Here is a 16,365-nt window from a genome sequence, read left to right as displayed (position 1 = left end):
GATCCCAGCCAGAGCGGCTGCTCCCGATCCTGCCCGTACGTCGCGAGGATAGCCTGCGCCTCGATCGGGTCACCGAGCTTCGTACCGGTGCCGTGCGCCTCCACCGCGTCCACCTCAGCCGGCGACAGACCCGCGTTCGCCAGCGCCTGACGGATCACCCGCTGCTGCGAAGGACCATTCGGAGCCGTGATCCCGTTACTCGCACCATCCTGATTGACCGCACTACCCCGCACCACGGCGAGGACCTGATGGCCGTTGCGCTCAGCGTCCGACAACCGCTCCACCAGCAGCACACCAACGCCCTCACCCCAACCCGTGCCATCCGCACCAGCCGAGAACGCCTTACACCGCCCATCCGCAGCCAGCCCACGCTGCCGCGAGAACTCAATGAACATCCCCGGCGTCGACATCACCGTCACACCACCGGCCAACGCCAGATCACACTCACCCGAACGCAACGCCTGCGCCGCCCAATGCAACGCCACCAACGACGACGAACACGCCGTATCCACCGTCACCGCCGGGCCCTCCAGCCCCAACGTGTACGACACCCGCCCCGACACCAAACTCCCGCCACTGGTATTCGCCGGCGTCCCCAACCCGTAGTCGTGATACATCACACCCGCGAACACACCCGTCCGGCTCCCCCGCAACCCCACCGGACTGATCCCCGCCCGCTCGATCGCCTCCCACGACGCCTCCAGCAACAACCGCTGCTGCGGATCCATCGACAACGCCTCACGCGGCGAAATCCCGAAGAACCCCGGATCAAACTCCGCCGCGTCATACAAGAACCCGCCCTGACGCGTGTACGAGGTGCCCTGGCTTCCGGGGTCGGGGTTGTAGAGCTTGTCCAGGTCCCAGCCACGGTCGGCAGGGAACTCGCCCACCCCGTCACGAGCCTGCGCCACCAGCTCCCACAGGTCCTCAGGAGACAGCACCCCACCCGGGTACCGGCACGCCATGCCCACGATCGCGATCGGCTCGTCGACCGTCTTCGCGGCGGTCACGGCGGACTGGGCGGCCTGGCCGCCGGCCATCTGGCTGGCCAGGTGGTCCGCGATGGCCTCGGCGGTCGGGTAGTCGAAGATGAGCGTGGCGGGAAGCGGCACGCCGATGGCGGCGGTGAGCTGGTTGCGGAACTCGACTGCCGTCAGGGAGTCGAAGCCGAGCTCCTGGAAGGCGCGGTCGGGCTGCACCGCGTCCGCCGAGGCGTGCCCCAGCACCTTGGCCGCTTCCTTGCGGACGAGTTCCAGCAGCAACATCCTGCCGCGTTCGGCCCCCTCCAGCCCGGCGAGCCGGCGGGCCAGCTTGGACCCGGTCGAGCGGGCCACCTGCCGTACGGACCCGCGTACGAGTCCGCGCAGCAGCGCGGGAAGGCGAGAGCCCCGGTCGGCCAGCGCGCTCGTGTCGATGCGCAGCGGCACCAGCACCGCCGTGTCCGAGCCGGACCCGGCGTCGAACAGCGCCAGCGCCTCGTCCACGGTCAACGCCGGCAGGCCCTGACGCCGCATGCGCTCGAAGTCCGCCTCGCCCAGCGAGCCGCTCATGCCGGCGTCGGTCTCCCACAGCCCGTATGCCAGCGACGTGGCGACCAGGCCCGACGACCGCCGGTGCACGGCCAGGGCGTCGAGGAACACGTTCGCGGCGGCGTAGTTGGCCTGGCCCGCCGCGAGGACGGAGCCGCCGGCGGACGAGAACAGCACGAACGCCGACAGGTCGAGGTCGCGGGTCAGCTCGTGCAGGTGCCAGGCGGCGTCGGCCTTCGGTCCCAGCACGCGGTGCAGCCGTTCCGGCGACAACGACGCGACCAGCCCGTTGTCGCTCACGCCCGCGGCGTGCACCACGCCGCGCAGCGGGCGCTGGCCGGGGACGGACGCGATCAGTGCGGCGAGGGCGTCGCGGTCGGCCACGTCGCAGGCCGCCACGTCCACCTCGGCGCCCAGCTCCGACAACTCCGCCACCAGCTCGGCCGCGCCCGGAGCGTCGAGCCCGCGCCGGCTCACCAGCAGCAGGTTCCGAACCTCGTGCTCGGTGACCAGGTGACGCGCCACCAGCGCGCCGAGCCCACCGGTGCCGCCGGTGACCAGGACGGTCCCGTCGGGCCCGAACACCGGCTCACCCGCCGAGGTCGCGGCTCGCACCAGGCGTGGAGCCCGGATCTGACCACCGCGGACGGCCGCCTCAGGCTCTCCCGATGCCGCCACCCCTGCCAGCGCTGCCCGCGATTCGGCGCTGTCATCCACGTCCACCAGCACGAACCGGCCAGGGTTCTCCGCCTCGGCCGCCCGTACCAGACCCCACACCGGAGCCACCGACACGTCGACGCGATCACCGTCGTCCACGGCCACCGCACCCCGCGTCACCACCACCAGCCGCGACGACGCGAACCGCTCGTCGGCCAGCCATCCCTGCACCGCGCTCAGAACGTCGGCGGTGGTCTCGCGCACGGCGTCGAGGACGTCCGCCTCCTGCGGGGTCACGACGTAGGTGACCGCACCGGGCACGGCGGCGTCCTCGGTGACCGAGGCCAGCTCGGGCAGCTCGGCGGCGTCGGCGGCGGAGACGGGGGTCCACTCCACCCGGAACAACGACTCGGCGTGGTCGTTGCCCGCGGCGGTCAGCTGGTCCGCCGTGACCGGGCGGACGGCGAGTGAGTCGACCGACAACACCGGCGCGCCGCCGGCGTCGGCGATGGTCAGCGCGATGGAGGTCTCGCGCAGGCGGGTGATCCGCACCCGTACGCTGCTCGCGCCCGCCGCGTGCAGCCGCGCCCCGGCCCAGGAGAACGGCAGCACCGTCTGCCCGTCACCGGCGATCAGCTGGGCGTGCATCGCGGCGTCGAGGAGGGCGGGGTGCAGCCCTGACCTGGCCGCGTCCGCGTGCGCCTGCTCGGGCAGCTCGACCTCGGCGAACACGTCCTGGTCCCGCCGCCACGCGGCCTGGAGACCCTGGAAGACGGGCCCGTACTCGTACCCCATGTCCAGCAGCAGATCGTAGGCGCCGGAGACGTCGACCGCCTCGGCGCCGGCCGGCGGCCACTGCTCCAGCCCGTCCGCGGACGCGGGCGCGTCGGCGGACAGCGCGCCTTCGGCGTGCCGGGTCCACGTGCCGGCGGTGGCGCCGTCGGCGCGGGAGTGGATGGCGATCGGCCGCGCGCCGGAGGCGTCGGCGGCGCTGACGACCACCTGCACCTGGCGTGCGCCGCCGGCGGGCAGCAGCAGCGGCGCCTGCAGGGTGAGCTCCTTGACGAGGGGGCTGCCCACCTCGTTGCCCGCCTGCAGCGCCAGCTCCAGGAACGCCGTCCCGGGGAGCAGGATCGTGCCGTTGACGGCGTGGTCGGCCAGCCACGGCTGGGCGGCTACGGACAGGCGGCCGCTGAGCACGACGGACTCGCCGCCGGCCACCTCGGTCACCGCGCTCAGCAGGGGGTGGTCGTACGCCGCCAGCCCCGCTCCCGCCATGTCGCCGGCCCCGGAGCGGGCGGAGATCCAGTACCGCTGGTGCTGGAAGGCGTAGGTGGGCAGGTCCACGGGCGAGGGGTGAGCGGGGGCGAAAAACGCCTCCCAGTCGACGGTCATGCCGCGCACGTGCAGGTGGCCCAGGGCCTGCACGAAGGCGAGGGGCTCCGCACGGTCCTTGCGCGTGCTGGGGACGAAGACGCCGTCCCCGGCGCTCTGCTGGGCCAGCGCGGTGAGGGTGGCGTCGGGGCCGACCTCGATCCAGATCCTGGCGCCGGTCGCGCCGGCTGCGGCGACGGCGTCGGCGAACCGCACGGCTCCGCGTACGTGGTCGACCCAGTAGGCGGGGTCGGTCAGCTGGCCCGGCTCGGCCAGGCGGCCCGTCACATTCGACACGACCGGGATCGCGGGCTCGTGGAAAGCAAGACCACCGATCGCCTCGGCGAACTCCGCCAACATCGGCTCCATCAACGGCGAATGGAAGGCATGCGACACCCGCAACCGCCGAGTACGCACCTGAGCCAGGCTCTCGATCTCCGCGACCGCCGCCTCATCACCCGACACCACCACCGCGGCAGGACCATTCACCGCCGCGATCCCCACCCGATCCTCACGACCCGCCAAAAGCGGCAGCACATCAACCTCAGACGCGGCCACCGCCAGCATCGCCCCACCAGAAGGAAGCGCCTGCATCAACCGCGCACGAGCCGCCACCAGCGTGCACGCATCCTCCAACGAGAACACCCCAGCCACATGAGCAGCCGCGATCTCACCGACCGAATGCCCCACCAGCACATCCGCCCGCACACCCAACGACTCCAACAACCGATGAAGCGCCACCTCGAACGCGAACAACGCAGGCTGCGTCATCCCCGTCTCATCCAGCACACCCCCGCGATCGCCGAACATCACCTCACGCAACGAATGCGGCAACAACGGCTCAAACACCCGGCAGATCTCGTCCAACTCGGCGCCGAACACGGGGAACGCCTCGGCGAGCTCCTTGCCCATGCCGACCCGCTGACTACCCTGACCGGAGAACAGCAGCGCCACCTTCCCGCCGGAGCCGCTGCCCGAGATCGCACCCGAGGGGTCCTCGGTCAGTGCCTCAAGCCCGGCCAGCAGTTCGGTGCGGTCGGCGCCCACGACGACCGCGCGGTGCTCCAGCACGCTGCGGCCGCCGGCCAGCGTCCAGGCGACCCCGGCCGGGTCCGCGTCCGGGTGCCGCTCCGCCCACGAGGCGAGCCGCCGTGCCTGCCCGGCCAGCGCCTCCGGGCTCTTGGCCGAGATCATCCAGGGCAGCACCGGCAGGGCCGCGTCGTCGCCCGTGGGGGCCTCGTTCTCGTCGCCCTGCTCGATGATGACGTGGGCGTTGGTGCCGCTCACCCCGAACGAGGAGACGGCGGCGCGGCGCGGGCGGTCGAGCTCGTCCCACGAACGAGCCTCCGTCAGCAGCTCCACCGCGCCCGCCGACCAGTCCACATGCGGCGACGGCTCATCCACGTGCAACGTCTTCGGCAACATCCCGCGCCGCAACGCCATCACCATCTTGATCACACCGCCGACGCCCGCAGCCGCCTGCGCATGACCGATGTTCGACTTCAACGACCCCAGCCACAACGGCCGATCCCGATCCTGACCGTAGGTGGCGATCAGCGCCTGCGCCTCGATCGGGTCGCCCAGCGACGTCCCCGTCCCATGAGCCTCGACCGCGTCCACCTCGGCCGCCGACAACCCCGCGTTGGCCAGCGCCTGCCGGATCACCCGCTGCTGCGACGGACCGTTCGGCGCCGTCAACCCGTTACTCGCACCGTCCTGATTGATCGCCGAACCACGCACCACCGCCAGCACCCGATGACCATGCCGGCGCGCATCCGACAACCGCTCCACCAGCAACATGCCGACACCCTCGGCCCACCCCGTGCCATCGGCACCGGCCGCGAACGCCTTGCACCGCCCGTCCGGCGACAACCCCCGCTGACGCGAGAACTCCACGAACGTCCCGGGCGTCGCCATGACCGTCACGCCCCCGGCCAGCGCCAGGTCGCACTCGCCCGACCGCAGCGCCTGCACCGCGAGGTGCAGCGAGACCAGCGACGACGAGCACGCGGTGTCCACCGTCACCGCCGGGCCCTCGAACCCGAACGTGTACGACACCCGCCCGGACGCGATGCTGCCCGAGTTTCCGGTGCCGACCAGGCCCTCCAGCTCCTGGGGCACGGAGGCGGGTGCGTAGTCGTGGTACATCACCCCGGCGAACACGCCGGTACGGCTGCCCCGCAGCCCGGCGGGGTCGATGCCGGCCCGCTCCATCGCCTCCCACGACGCCTCCAGCAGGAGCCGCTGCTGCGGGTCCATCGCCAGCGCCTCACGCGGCGAAATCCCGAAGAACGCCGGATCGAACTCGCCCGCCCCGTACAGGAAACCGCCGTGCCGCGCATACGTCGTGCCACGGCTGTCCGGATCGGGGTCGTACAACCTGTCCAGGTCCCAGCCGCGGTCCACGGGAAACTCGCCGATCGCGTCCCGGCCGGAGTCCACCAGATTCCACAGGTCCTCCGGTGAGAACACCCCGCCGGGGAAACGGCAGGCCATACCGACGATCGCGATCGGCTCGCGCGCCGCCTCGGCGAGAGAACGGTTCTGCGCACGCAGCCGTTCCGTCTCCTTCAAGGAGGAACGCAGGGCCTCGATGAGCTTGGTGTCGTTCGCAGCCATTCTCGCCTCGTACTCTTCGTGCTACCGAAAGGGGGATCTACGCCTGGGCGGCGGGGATGTTCTCGGTGATCGTCCGCATGACCGCGGCGGCGTGGTCGTTCAGGTAGAAGTGACCGCCGCTGAAGACGTGCAGGTCGAACGCGCCGGTGGTGTGCTCTTTCCAGCGCGCCGCCTCGTCGGTGCTGACGTGGGGGTCGCGGTCGCCGGTGAGGACGACGACGGGTGTGCCGATCGTGGCGCCGGGCGTGCAGCGGTAGGTCATGATGGCCGTGTAGTCGCCGCGCAGCGACGGCAGGATCATGCTCTGCAGCTCGGGGTCCGCCAGCATGCGCACGTCGGTGCCGCCGAGCCGGCGCACCTCGGCGAGCAGCGCCTGGTCGCCCTCCTTGTGCACGGTCTCGACGCGTACGCAGGAGGGCGCGCGCCGGCCGGAGGCGAACAACACCCGCGGTGCGAGGTCCCGCTCCTCCAGCCTTCTGGCCACCTCGAACGCGACGACGGCGCCCATGCTGTGCCCGAAGAAGGCCATCGGGCGGTCCGCCAGGGGCACGATCTCCGCCGTGACCCGGTCCGCGAGCTCGCCGATGTCGTCGATGCACGGCTCGTGGCGGCGTTCCTGCCGGCCCGGGTACTGGATCGCCAGCACGTCGAACCGCGGCGTCAGCTGCTTGGCGACCGGGTGGAAATAGGAGGCCGAGCCGCCCGCGTGCGGGAAGCAGATCAGGCGCGTGGCGGTGTCACGGCCGGCCGGCGCGGCGAAGAAGCGCCGCACCCACGTTCCGGTTTCGGTGATCACTGGTCTTCCTTCCGTTGATGTCCGCACTCACCCTGGCGACCAGGAGTTCGGCGCCTGAAATGTGTGCGGTTCGTCCCAGGCGGGCGGCCGGGTGGAGGGGCCGCCGTGCCAGGACCGGCCGTCCCGCTCGCCCGCCCTCGGCGCGGGCCGGGGCGGCGGGGCGTTGCGCTCCTCCGCGCAGGGCCGGAGGCGGTGCAGCAGCGCCGTCACCACCGCGGCCAGCTCCTCCTGGTCCAGCTCGCCGCGTACGAACCTGAACACCGCGCCGTTGCCGCCCATCACATCGGCAGGTTTCCGTGCTTGCGGTACGGGACCTTGGTGGTCTTCGCGCGGAGCATGGCCAGCGACCGGGCGAGGACCGCCCTGGTCTCGGCCGGGTCGATCACGTCGTCGACCAGCCCGCGCTCCGCGGCGTAGTAGGGGTGCATCAGCTCCTGCCGGTACTCCCTGATCAGCCGGACGCGGGCCGAGTCGGGGTCGTCGGCCGCGGCGATCTCCTTGCGGAACACGACGTTCGCGGCGCCCTCCGCGCCCATGACGGCGATCTCGTTGGTCGGCCACGCGAATGACAGGTCCGCCCCGATGGAGCGGGAGTCCATCACGATGTACGCCCCTCCGTACGCCTTGCGCAGGATGACCTGGATGCGCGGGACGGTGGCGTTGCAGTACGCGTAGAGCAGCTTGGCGCCGTGCCGGATGATGCCGGCGTGCTCCTGGTCGCGGCCGGGCAGGAAGCCGGGCACGTCGACCAGGGTGACGAGCGGGATGCTGAACCCATCGCAGAACTGCACGAACCGGGCGGCCTTCTCCGAGGCGTTGATGTCCAGCACCCCCGCCAGCGAGGCCGGCTGGTTGGCCACGATGCCGATGACCTGGCCGTTGATCCTGGTCAGGGCGCAGACGACGTTGGTGGCCCACGTGCTGTGCACCTCGAAGAAGTCGCCGTCGTCGGCGATCTCGTGGAGGACCTCGCGCATGTCGTACGAGCGGCTCAGCTCCGAGGGCACGATGTCGAGCAGCGCCTCGCACCGCCGGTCCGCGGGGTCGGCGGTGGCCAGGTCGGGCGGCGACTCGCGGTTGTTGGCGGGCAGGAGCGAGAGAAGGTAGCGGACCTCCTCCAGGCAGTCGGTCTCGTTGTCGTAGACGAAGCCGGCGGCGCCGGAGACGGTGCCGTGCACCTGAGCTCCGCCGAGCTCGTCGTGGCTGATCTTCTCGCCGGTGACCGCTTCGACCACGTTGGGACCGGTGATGTACATCTGTGAGATGCCGCTGACCATGAAGGTGAAGTCGGTGAGCGCCGGCGAGTAGGTGGCGCCGCCCGCGCAGGGGCCGAGGATCACGCTGATCTGCGGGATGACCCCGGAGGCCTGCACGTTGCGCTGAAAGATGCCGCCGTAGCCGGCGAGCGCGGTCACGCCCTCCTGGATGCGGGCGCCGGCGCCGTCGCTGAGGCTGACGAGCGGCGCGCCGGTCGTCATGGCCAGGTCCATGAGCTTGTGGATCTTCTGGGCGTGCGCCTCGCCCAGCGAGCCGCCGAAGATGCGGAAGTCGTGCGCGTAGACGAAGACGGTACGGCCGTGCACCTTGCCCCAGCCGGTGATCACGCCGTCGGTGTAGGGCCGCCGGTTCTCCATGCCGAAGCCGCTGGCGCGATGCCGGCGCAGCGGCTCTATCTCGGTGAAGGTGCCGGGGTCGAAGAGCAGGTCGAGCCGCTCGTCGACGGTGAGCTTGCCCCTGGCCCGCTGCGGGTCCTTGGCAGGCCGAGCTTCCCCGCCGCGCGCCTGATCCTTGATCATGCCGAGTTCGGCCACCCGCTCCCGTAGGGAGAGAGGCGGTTCCAAGCCGCGTTCTGTGGTCAGAGTCACGTTGCGTATATCCTCTCGGCCTATGAGCGGGATATCAGCTGATACGCCTTTCGAGCGCGTGCCCGGACGCCCCGCCCCAGTCACGTTTCATTCCAGCCCATGGGGCCGCGGATCAGCTACGGGATTCGCCCCCTAATATCCGCCTGCATTCCCCTACGGATCCCCTGGACTGCGACCGAGGGGAAAGCACGCCATTCCTGGGGGCCGGCCCGACATTCAGCGCGGTGTGGCCGGCGCTGTTGAGGGGGGCGATAAGGGTTGCCTGCGTGCGCCCGCCGGTCCGGCGGCGAGCGGCACGTCTAATGGGGCATAGGGGTTACCCCGCGCTTCTCGCGTCGCGAATACTGGTGCCGCTCGGCAACCTGAAATCTCGCCGGTGTGCCCGGCCGGGGCGCACCAGCGCGGCGCGTAAGGAGACACCGGTGGACTTTGGTTTATTCTATTTCGCGGACGGTGTCCGTAGCGGGACCGACCAATACCGGCTGCTGCTCGAAGGGGCCAGGTTCGCCGACACCAACGGTTTCTCCGCGGTGTGGACACCCGAGCGGCATTTCCATGAATTCGGCGGCCGATATCCCAATCCCGCGGTGACCGCGGCGGCCGTCGCCGCGGTGACCGAGAACGTCGCGATCCGCGCGGGAAGCGTCGTGGCCCCGCTGCACCACCCGGCGCGCATCGCCGAGGAATGGGCGATGGTGGACAACCTCTCCGGCGGCCGGGCCGGCGTCTCGTTCGCTCCTGGCTGGCACGTGGTGGACTTCGCGTTGCGGCCGGAGAACTACGCCGACCGCCGCCAGGTGACGATGGACACCATCGACACGGTGCGGAGGTTGTGGCGGCAGGAGGAGGTGGAGCTGGTCGACGGCGCGGGCGAGTCGGTCAAGCTGCGCACCCACCCGGCGCCGGTCCAGCCGGAGCTGCCCACGTGGCTCACCAGCTCGGGCAACCCGGAGACGTTCCGCCAGGCGGGCGACCTCGGCGTCGGCATCCTCACCCACCTGCTCGGCCAGAGCCTCGACGACCTCGTCCGCAAGGTCGCCGAATACCGCGAGCACTACGCCAGGGCGCACAACGGGACCGGCCACGTCGCGCTGATGTTGCACACGTTCGTCGGCGACGACCGCGCCAAGGTCCGGGAGGTGGTGCACGACCCGTTCACCGACTACCTGCGCAGTTCGCTCGGCCTGGTCCTGAAGGCGGCGGAGGAGCTGATGCCGGGCATCGACCCGGACGAGATGGACCCGGAGGACATCGAGTTCCTCCTGGAGGTCTCCTTCGAGCGGTACTTCGAGACGGGCGGCCTGTTCGGCACCGTCGACGACGGCATGACCGTGCTGAGCTCCCTGGAGCAGATCGGCGTCGACGAGGTGGCCTGCCTCATCGACTTCGTGCCCGACACGGACGCCGTCCTCGACGGCCTGCGCCATCTCGCCCGGCTCAAGCAGCGGTGGGAAGCACGGTGAGCGCGCCGACGGCGGGCGCCGTCATGATCGACAGCGTGCGGCTGAGACGCGCGCTCGGTCACTATCCGACGGGCGTCGTGGTGATCGCGGCCCTGTCGGACGGCGAGCCGCACGGTTTCACCGTCAACTCCTTCACCTCCGTCTCCCTCGATCCGCCCATCGTGAGCTTCTGCGCCGCCCACACCTCGACGACGTGGCCGCACATCCGGGCCGCGGGCGCGTTCACCATCAGCGTGCTGAGCGCCGGTCAGGAGCGGGTGTGCCAGTCGTTCGCGAAGAAGGGGACCGACCGGTTCTCCGGCGTGGGGTGGACGGTGAACGCGAGCGGCCATCCCGCGATCACCGGCGCGGTCGCGTGGATCGACTGCGTGCTCGACTCGTGCCACCTCGTGGGCGACCACGAACTGATCCTCGCCAGGGTGGTCGACCTGACCACCAACGACGACGCCGGCGACGACCCGCTGGTCTTCCACCGCGGAAGGCTGGGCCGGGTGCTGCTCTGACCGGCGGAAACGACGCAGGGCGCTCTCCAGCTGGAGAGCGCCCTGTGAGTTTGTGCGCCGCCAGGGACTCGAACCCCGGACCCGCTGATTAAGAGTCAGCTGCTCTGACCAACTGAGCTAGCGGCGCAACAGGTGTAACTGTATCAGCCGCCGAACGGTGCCCGCACATCATCCGAGCCGGGCAGCCAGCCCTTCGTACGCCCCCAGCACCAGGTCCCAGAACCGCTTCACGTCCAGCGACGTCCCCACCTGCGCGTTCGCCCGCCGGTCGCCGACCCTGAAGTCCGTCACCGTCATCCCCCGGGTGTACCGCCCGGCCGTCTCCACGTTCACCACGGCGGGGACACAGGTGAACAACGACGGGTCCAGCACGTACGCCACCGCGCACGCGTCGTGGATGGCTGGGCCGCCGTCGGGCGTGACCCTGCCGTAGAAGCTGGCCGCGGGCACCAGCAGGTCGTGGCCCAGCCGCCCGAGCGGGCGCATGCGGTCGAGCACGCCGGTGGTGACCACGGCCGACAGCGTCACGTCCAGCCCCATCATCGTGACCGTCCACCCGGCGTCGAAGACGATCGCGGCCGCCTCGGGGTCGGCCAGCATGTTGAACTCGGCCGCCGGGTTGTAGTTGCCCCGCGTGAAGGAGCCGCCCATGATGACCAGGTCGCCGGCCCACTCGACGACGCGCGGCTCGCGGCGTACGGCGAGGGCGAGGTTGGTCAGCGGCCCGACGGCCACCAGCGTGATCTCGCCGGGGGCGGCCCGAAGCGTCTCCACGATGAAGTCGGCCGCGTGCCCGTGCGACGGCCCACGCTCGGCCGCGGGCAGCCGTACGTCGCCGAGCCCGGTGGCGCCGTGCACGTGGGAGGCGCGGACGGTGCGCGGCAGCAGGGCGCCCGCGCTGCCCGGTGTCACCGGCACGTCGCCGAGCCGCAGGAACTCCCTGAGTGCCAGGGCGTTGGCGGTGGTCAGCTCCAGGTCGACGTTGCCGCCCACCGTGGTGATGCCGGCCAGGTCCACCGACGGGGAGCCCGCCAGCAGAGTCAGGGCGAGCGCGTCGTCGATGCCGGGATCGCAGTCGAGGACAATCTTCTTCACGGAAGGTGAGGATACGCATGGATCGGGCCGGGCAGTTCCCCCAAAGCTGCCCGGCCCGATCGGTGGCGGTCCAGGCCGGCGTCTTCCCCCAAAAACGCCGGCGGTCCCGCACTGGCGAACCGCGGTCCCCCTCCGCGTCCGCTCCGGTGAAGGTCTATTGGCCTCTCGACCTGCTACAACGGTACCGAGACGAATGCAACGGTCGCGTCATAACGGGGTCGAATATCTGTTTAATCCCACCTACGGAAGTTCCAACCGAACCTCCGTACCTTCCTGAAGTGACCTGCTCACCGTGCAGTACTTCTCGTGCACCCGCTCCGCCACCGCCTCGAACACGGAGCGGGCGTCCTCCGACGGCAGTTCCACGTCGTACGTGACCGTCACAGGGCCCAGCCTGCTCTGTTCGACCTTCTCCGCCCGCACGGTCATCGCCAGGCGGACGAGCCGCTTGTTCCGCTGGGCCGTGAGCGGCTCGACGGTCACGATGTTGCACCCGCCCACCGCCGCCAGCAGCAGCTCGACCGGGGTGAAAACGCCGTCCTCGTCGCCGCCGCCGATCCGCACCTCGGCGCCGCGGGCGTTCGTGGCCCGGAATCCGCCGTCATCAGTCCGCTCAACACGCACGTTTGCCATGTTCCCGACCTTAACCACCCCCTGCCGAGGCGGGCCCAGGGGCATGGGGGTGGCCGATTCAGCTGATTCCTCAGCTGTGTTCAGAAACCTTTCATCTTCGTTCAGCACCGTGATGGACATGGCTAGCGAGGCGAGTGCGAACCAAGGTCCCATCCTCTTCTGGTGCGGTGTCGCGGTAGCCGAGTTCGGCGCGATCCAACCGGGCCTCGGCCACCCCTGGAGCCCCACCTCCTACGTCGCGGCCGCGCTGCTCGCCGGGGTCGGCCTGCTCAGCGTCAAGGCCGCCGGGCACCTGCGCACCGAGGAGGCCAGGCAACGGCTGCGGCTCGGAGGTTACCTGACCGGGGCGCTGCTGGTGGCCCACCAGGCCGGGACGGCGCCCCATGCGACGGAGCCCGGCCGCGTGGCCTGGCTGCTGCTGTACGCGCTGGCGGCCGTCATGGCGGTCATGAGCCGCCGCGTACCGAGACAGAGCAAGCCGGTCCTGCTGATCGCCACCGGCGTCGACCCGCGCACCCTGCGCGCCCGCCTGGACAGGGAGACCGACACCGTCGCCGTCTACAGGACCGAGCGCGCCACCGACGAGCTCCGCGACCTGGAGGCCAGGTACGGACTCGTCCTCGTCGTCGGCCGCGAGCACGACCCCAGGGTCAAGGAGCGCCTGAGCGCCTCCGGGCTGAGCCGCGAGATCCCCGACATCGCCGAGCGCGAGGTGGTGGTGGCCGGTCCGCGCCCGTTCAAGCGGTACGTCGGCGGCGCCCTGTCACGTCTCGCCGTGCCCAGATCACAGATCCGTTTCGAAAATGGGCACAAGGTTTAGGCCGACGTTACGCGTTGTCTGAGACGGTAGGTGACGGACAAGGAGGCAAGGTGACGACTTTCCCCGGAACCGCCCGTGTCGAAATGGTCATGGGCATGCCCGTCAGCGTGGACATCCGCACGGCGCTCCCCGCACGTGAGCTGACCCCTCTGCTGGATGACGCTTTCGCCTGGCTCAGGTGGGTGGATGACACCTTCAGCCCGGTCAAGGAAGACAGCCAGATCGGCCGGCTCAACCGCGGCCAGACCATCAAGCAGATCCCGGAACTCATCGAGGTCCTGCACCGCTGCGACGAGCTCGGCCGGCGCACGGACGGCTGGTTCGAGCCCCGCATCAACGGCGTGACCGACCCGTCCGGCTACATCAAGGGCTGGGCGCTCGAACGCCTGTCGCGCGCCCTGGTCAACGCGGGCGCCGGCGACCACCGCCTCAACGCGGGCGGCGACATCCGCGTACGCGGCTCGGCCGCACCGGGCAGGCGCTGGCGCATCGGCGTCCGCGACCCGCACACGGGCCTGGTCCGGAAGGTCGTCCACGCCCACGACCTGGGCCTCGCCACCTCGGGCGGGGCACCCATCGTCAACCCGCGCACCGGCAAGGTGCAGCGCGGGCTCGGCTCGGTCACGGTGATCGGGCCCGACCTCGGCACGGCGGACGCCTACGCCACCGCCATCTACGCCATGGGGCCCGTCCTGGCCAGGGGTTTCGCGACCCGGCTCGCGGAATCGGGGCCGTACGAGACGATGCTCGTCCTGAAGGGCGGGCAGGAGGTCAGCACGCCGGGCTTCGCCGAGTACAGCGGCCGCCACGCCCAGCTCGCGGGCTAGAACAGGGCGCGGGCGGGGGCCAGGGGAGGGCTAGGCGTCGGGGTGCTTGCGCAGGTAGTCGAGGTAGATCGGGCGCAGCGCCTCCCCCAGCTCACCCTCGCCCGACGCGATGGCGTCACTGAGCAGCGCCGAGACCCTGCTGAGGTTGTTGGCGCTCTCGTCATGATGACCGGTGGCGGCCTCAGCGGCAGGGATCACCTTCAACAGTTCCCACAGAAACCCCAGATCCCCATGGCGTACGGCATAACGCACCGCCCGATCGTGCAACTCGTTGGCCGGCAGCGACTCGAGCCCGTCCGCGTTCATCTCGTACCTCCCCTGCACGCACCTTCCCGAGCAGGACGGGCCATAACCGGCGACTACCGGCGGTGACCGCCGCGCATCGTTGTGCTCGCGCCTCTATCGCGGCACCGTTCCCGAGTGGGAGGATCAAGCAGCGTGAGATTCATCATCAGAACCCTTGCGGCAGCGGTGGCCCTGTGGGTCGCCATCCAGCTCGTCCCGGGCATCGGTGTCGACCTCGAGACGAACACGGCGCAATACTGGGGCGTCCTGGTGATCGTGGCCCTGATCTTCGGCATCATCAACGCGATCGTCAAGCCCATCGTCAAGACGCTGGGGTGCGCACTCATCGTGCTGACGCTCGGCCTCTTCCTGCTCGTGATCAACGCCGCCATGCTGCTGCTGACGGGGTTCATCGCCGAGCAGGTCGACATCCCCTTCCACGTCGACAACTTCTATCCGGCCGCGTTCTGGGGCGCGATCATCATCAGCGTGGTGAGCTGGCTGCTCGGCTTGTTCATCCCCGACAACGACTGAATCCGTATGGAGCTCGACGGCGCCGGCCTCACCTGTGCGCAGGTGCACGAGGCGGCGTACGACGAGGCCCGGGTCACGATCTCCTCCATCGATCGGGCCCGGGCCGCGTGGGCCACCGCCCAGGGGCTGCGGGGCCCCGTCTACGGGCGGAGCACCGGTGTCGGCGCCAACAAGGCCGTCCCCGTCGAAGCTCCCGGGCTCGACCTGCTGCGCAGCCACGCGTGCGGCGCCGGCCCGCCGATCGAGCGCGCCCGTGCCAGGGCGATGCTCGTCGTCCGGCTCAACCAGTTCGTCGCGGGCGGCTCCGGCGTCGACCCGGCCGTGCTCCCCGTGCTCGCGGACGCCGTCAACGCCGGTTTCACCCCGCCCATCAGGACGTACGGCGCCATCGGCACCGGCGACCTGACAGCCCTGGCCACCACCGCCCTCTGCCTGCTGGGCGAACTCCCCTGGCGCCACGACAGCGCCTCGCCGCCCGCGGAGCCCCGCTTCCCGCTGGCGTCGAGCGACGCGCTGCCGTTCATCAGCTCGGGGGCCGCCACGCTCGCCGACGCCGCCATCGCCTGCCACCGCCTGCGCCGGCTCCTCGATGCGGCCGTCGACGTCGCCGCGCTGTCGTTCACCGCCGTCGACGCCTCGGCGGAGCCGCTGGCCGCCCCCGTGCAGGAGGCCCGCCCTCATCCGGGGCAGGCCGTCGTCGCCGCCCGCCTGCGGGCCCTGCTCAGCCAGGGGCTCGCCACCCGCATCCAGGACCCGTACGGCTTCCGGGCCTTCGCCCAGGTGCACGGCGCGACCATGGACGCGCTCGGCCGGACCGTCGCCACCATCGAGATCGACCTCAACTCGGCCACCGAAAACCCGCTCATCGCCGGCACACTGGCCTGGCACAACGGCAACTCCCACGGGGCGCCGGTGGCCCTGGCGCTCGACGCGCTGCGGGCGGCGATCGTACAGACCGCCCAGCTCAGCACCGCCCGCCTGGCCGCGCTCATGGACCCCGCCTACACCGGCCGCCTGCCCTTCCTCGCCCAGCGGTCCGGGGCCTCGGGAGCCCTCATCCTCGAGTACGTGGCCCAGGACGCCATGGCCGTGCTGCGCCACCTCGCGGTGCCGGTGACGACGGGCACGGCGGTGATCTCGCTCGGCACGGAGGAGCACGCGAGCTTCGCCACCCAGGCCGCTCGCCTGACGCTGCGCTGTCTGGAGCCGCTGTCGCTCGTGCTGGCCTGCGAGCGCACCGCGGCCCTCAGGGCCCGCCAGGCCCCACCGCCTGACCGGCCGCTCACGGACGACCTGGAGGAGTCACGCCGCGCCCTGACGGCCGCAGCGGGCGACAGTGCCGGGCCGGCGGGGACGGCCGGTTAG

General features: G+C 71.0%; 13 protein-coding genes and 1 tRNA gene. 6 read left to right on the top strand and 8 right to left on the bottom strand.

What is annotated here, in order from left to right:
* From GUY59_RS47505 to GUY59_RS17630, 4 genes are all read right to left on the bottom strand, one after another.
* Positions 1-6,179: SDR family NAD(P)-dependent oxidoreductase (locus GUY59_RS47505; RefSeq protein WP_201760992.1), on the bottom strand; the 6,179-nt coding region annotated here is incomplete at its 3' end.
* Between the two features lie 37 nt (positions 6,180-6,216).
* Complete coding sequence (locus GUY59_RS17640) at positions 6,217-6,975, bottom strand: thioesterase II family protein (RefSeq protein WP_252375201.1); 759 nt, start codon at positions 6,973-6,975, stop codon at positions 6,217-6,219.
* Positions 6,976-7,002: 27 nt separating this feature from the next.
* Complete coding sequence (locus tag GUY59_RS17635) at positions 7,003-7,257, bottom strand: acyl-CoA carboxylase epsilon subunit (protein ID WP_138207541.1); 255 nt, start codon at positions 7,255-7,257, stop codon at positions 7,003-7,005.
* Positions 7,254-8,771 (bottom strand): acyl-CoA carboxylase subunit beta, encoded by a 1,518-nt coding sequence (locus GUY59_RS17630; RefSeq protein WP_138207553.1) that lies wholly within the window; start codon positions 8,769-8,771, stop codon positions 7,254-7,256. Before GUY59_RS17630 ends, GUY59_RS17635 begins: the two co-directional genes overlap by 4 nt.
* A 491-nt stretch (positions 8,772-9,262) precedes the next feature.
* Between GUY59_RS17630 and GUY59_RS17625 the strand changes: the two genes are divergently transcribed.
* Together GUY59_RS17625 and GUY59_RS17620 are read left to right on the top strand one after the other, a co-directional pair.
* Positions 9,263-10,303: a MupA/Atu3671 family FMN-dependent luciferase-like monooxygenase gene (locus tag GUY59_RS17625; protein WP_132339344.1), complete on the top strand. Its 1,041-nt coding sequence runs from the start codon at positions 9,263-9,265 to the stop codon at positions 10,301-10,303.
* On the top strand, positions 10,300-10,806 hold the full coding sequence (locus tag GUY59_RS17620) for a flavin reductase family protein (protein ID WP_252375202.1): 507 nt from the start codon (positions 10,300-10,302) through the stop codon (positions 10,804-10,806). The genes GUY59_RS17625 and GUY59_RS17620 overlap by 4 nt, the downstream gene beginning before the upstream one ends.
* 53 nt (positions 10,807-10,859) lie before the next feature.
* On the opposite strand, the gene GUY59_RS17615 is transcribed toward GUY59_RS17620, so the two are convergent.
* The 3 genes from GUY59_RS17615 to GUY59_RS17605 form a co-directional block, all read right to left on the bottom strand.
* A tRNA-Lys gene (locus GUY59_RS17615) sits at positions 10,860-10,933 on the bottom strand.
* A 41-nt stretch (positions 10,934-10,974) separates the two neighbouring features.
* Entirely contained in the window at positions 10,975-11,901 is a 927-nt protein-coding gene (locus tag GUY59_RS17610) for a nucleoside hydrolase (protein ID WP_138207543.1), read from the bottom strand.
* 240 nt (positions 11,902-12,141) lie between these two features.
* On the bottom strand, positions 12,142-12,534 hold the full coding sequence (locus GUY59_RS17605) for an OsmC family protein (RefSeq protein WP_138207545.1): 393 nt from the start codon (positions 12,532-12,534) through the stop codon (positions 12,142-12,144).
* 118 nt (positions 12,535-12,652) lie between these two features.
* Here GUY59_RS17605 and GUY59_RS17600 point away from each other — a divergent pair, with 118 nt between their 5' ends.
* Both GUY59_RS17600 and GUY59_RS17595 read left to right on the top strand, forming a co-directional pair.
* Entirely contained in the window at positions 12,653-13,354 is a 702-nt protein-coding gene (locus GUY59_RS17600; protein WP_138207547.1) for a hypothetical protein, read from the top strand.
* 50 nt (positions 13,355-13,404) lie between these two features.
* Positions 13,405-14,181: an FAD:protein FMN transferase gene (locus GUY59_RS17595; protein ID WP_138207549.1), complete on the top strand. Its 777-nt coding sequence runs from the start codon at positions 13,405-13,407 to the stop codon at positions 14,179-14,181.
* 30 nt (positions 14,182-14,211) lie between these two features.
* Here the strand turns inward: GUY59_RS17595 and GUY59_RS17590 are convergent, their stop codons facing one another.
* On the bottom strand, positions 14,212-14,487 hold the full coding sequence (locus GUY59_RS17590; protein WP_132339334.1) for a hypothetical protein: 276 nt from the start codon (positions 14,485-14,487) through the stop codon (positions 14,212-14,214).
* A 132-nt stretch (positions 14,488-14,619) separates the two neighbouring features.
* Between GUY59_RS17590 and GUY59_RS17585 the strand changes: the two genes are divergently transcribed.
* Together GUY59_RS17585 and GUY59_RS17580 are read left to right on the top strand one after the other, a co-directional pair.
* Positions 14,620-15,000, top strand: coding sequence for a phage holin family protein (locus GUY59_RS17585; protein WP_132339332.1), 381 nt, complete (start codon positions 14,620-14,622; stop codon positions 14,998-15,000).
* A gap of 6 nt (positions 15,001-15,006) precedes the next feature.
* Complete coding sequence (locus GUY59_RS17580) at positions 15,007-16,365, top strand: aromatic amino acid ammonia-lyase (protein ID WP_138208272.1); 1,359 nt, start codon at positions 15,007-15,009, stop codon at positions 16,363-16,365.

Source organism: Nonomuraea sp. K271, from assembly GCF_009908215.1.
In the GTDB taxonomy this organism is placed as follows: domain Bacteria; phylum Actinomycetota; class Actinomycetes; order Streptosporangiales; family Streptosporangiaceae; genus Nonomuraea; species Nonomuraea longispora.
The sequence above is the reverse complement of the archived record's forward strand: the minus strand, read 5'-3'. Positions and strand labels throughout refer to the sequence as shown.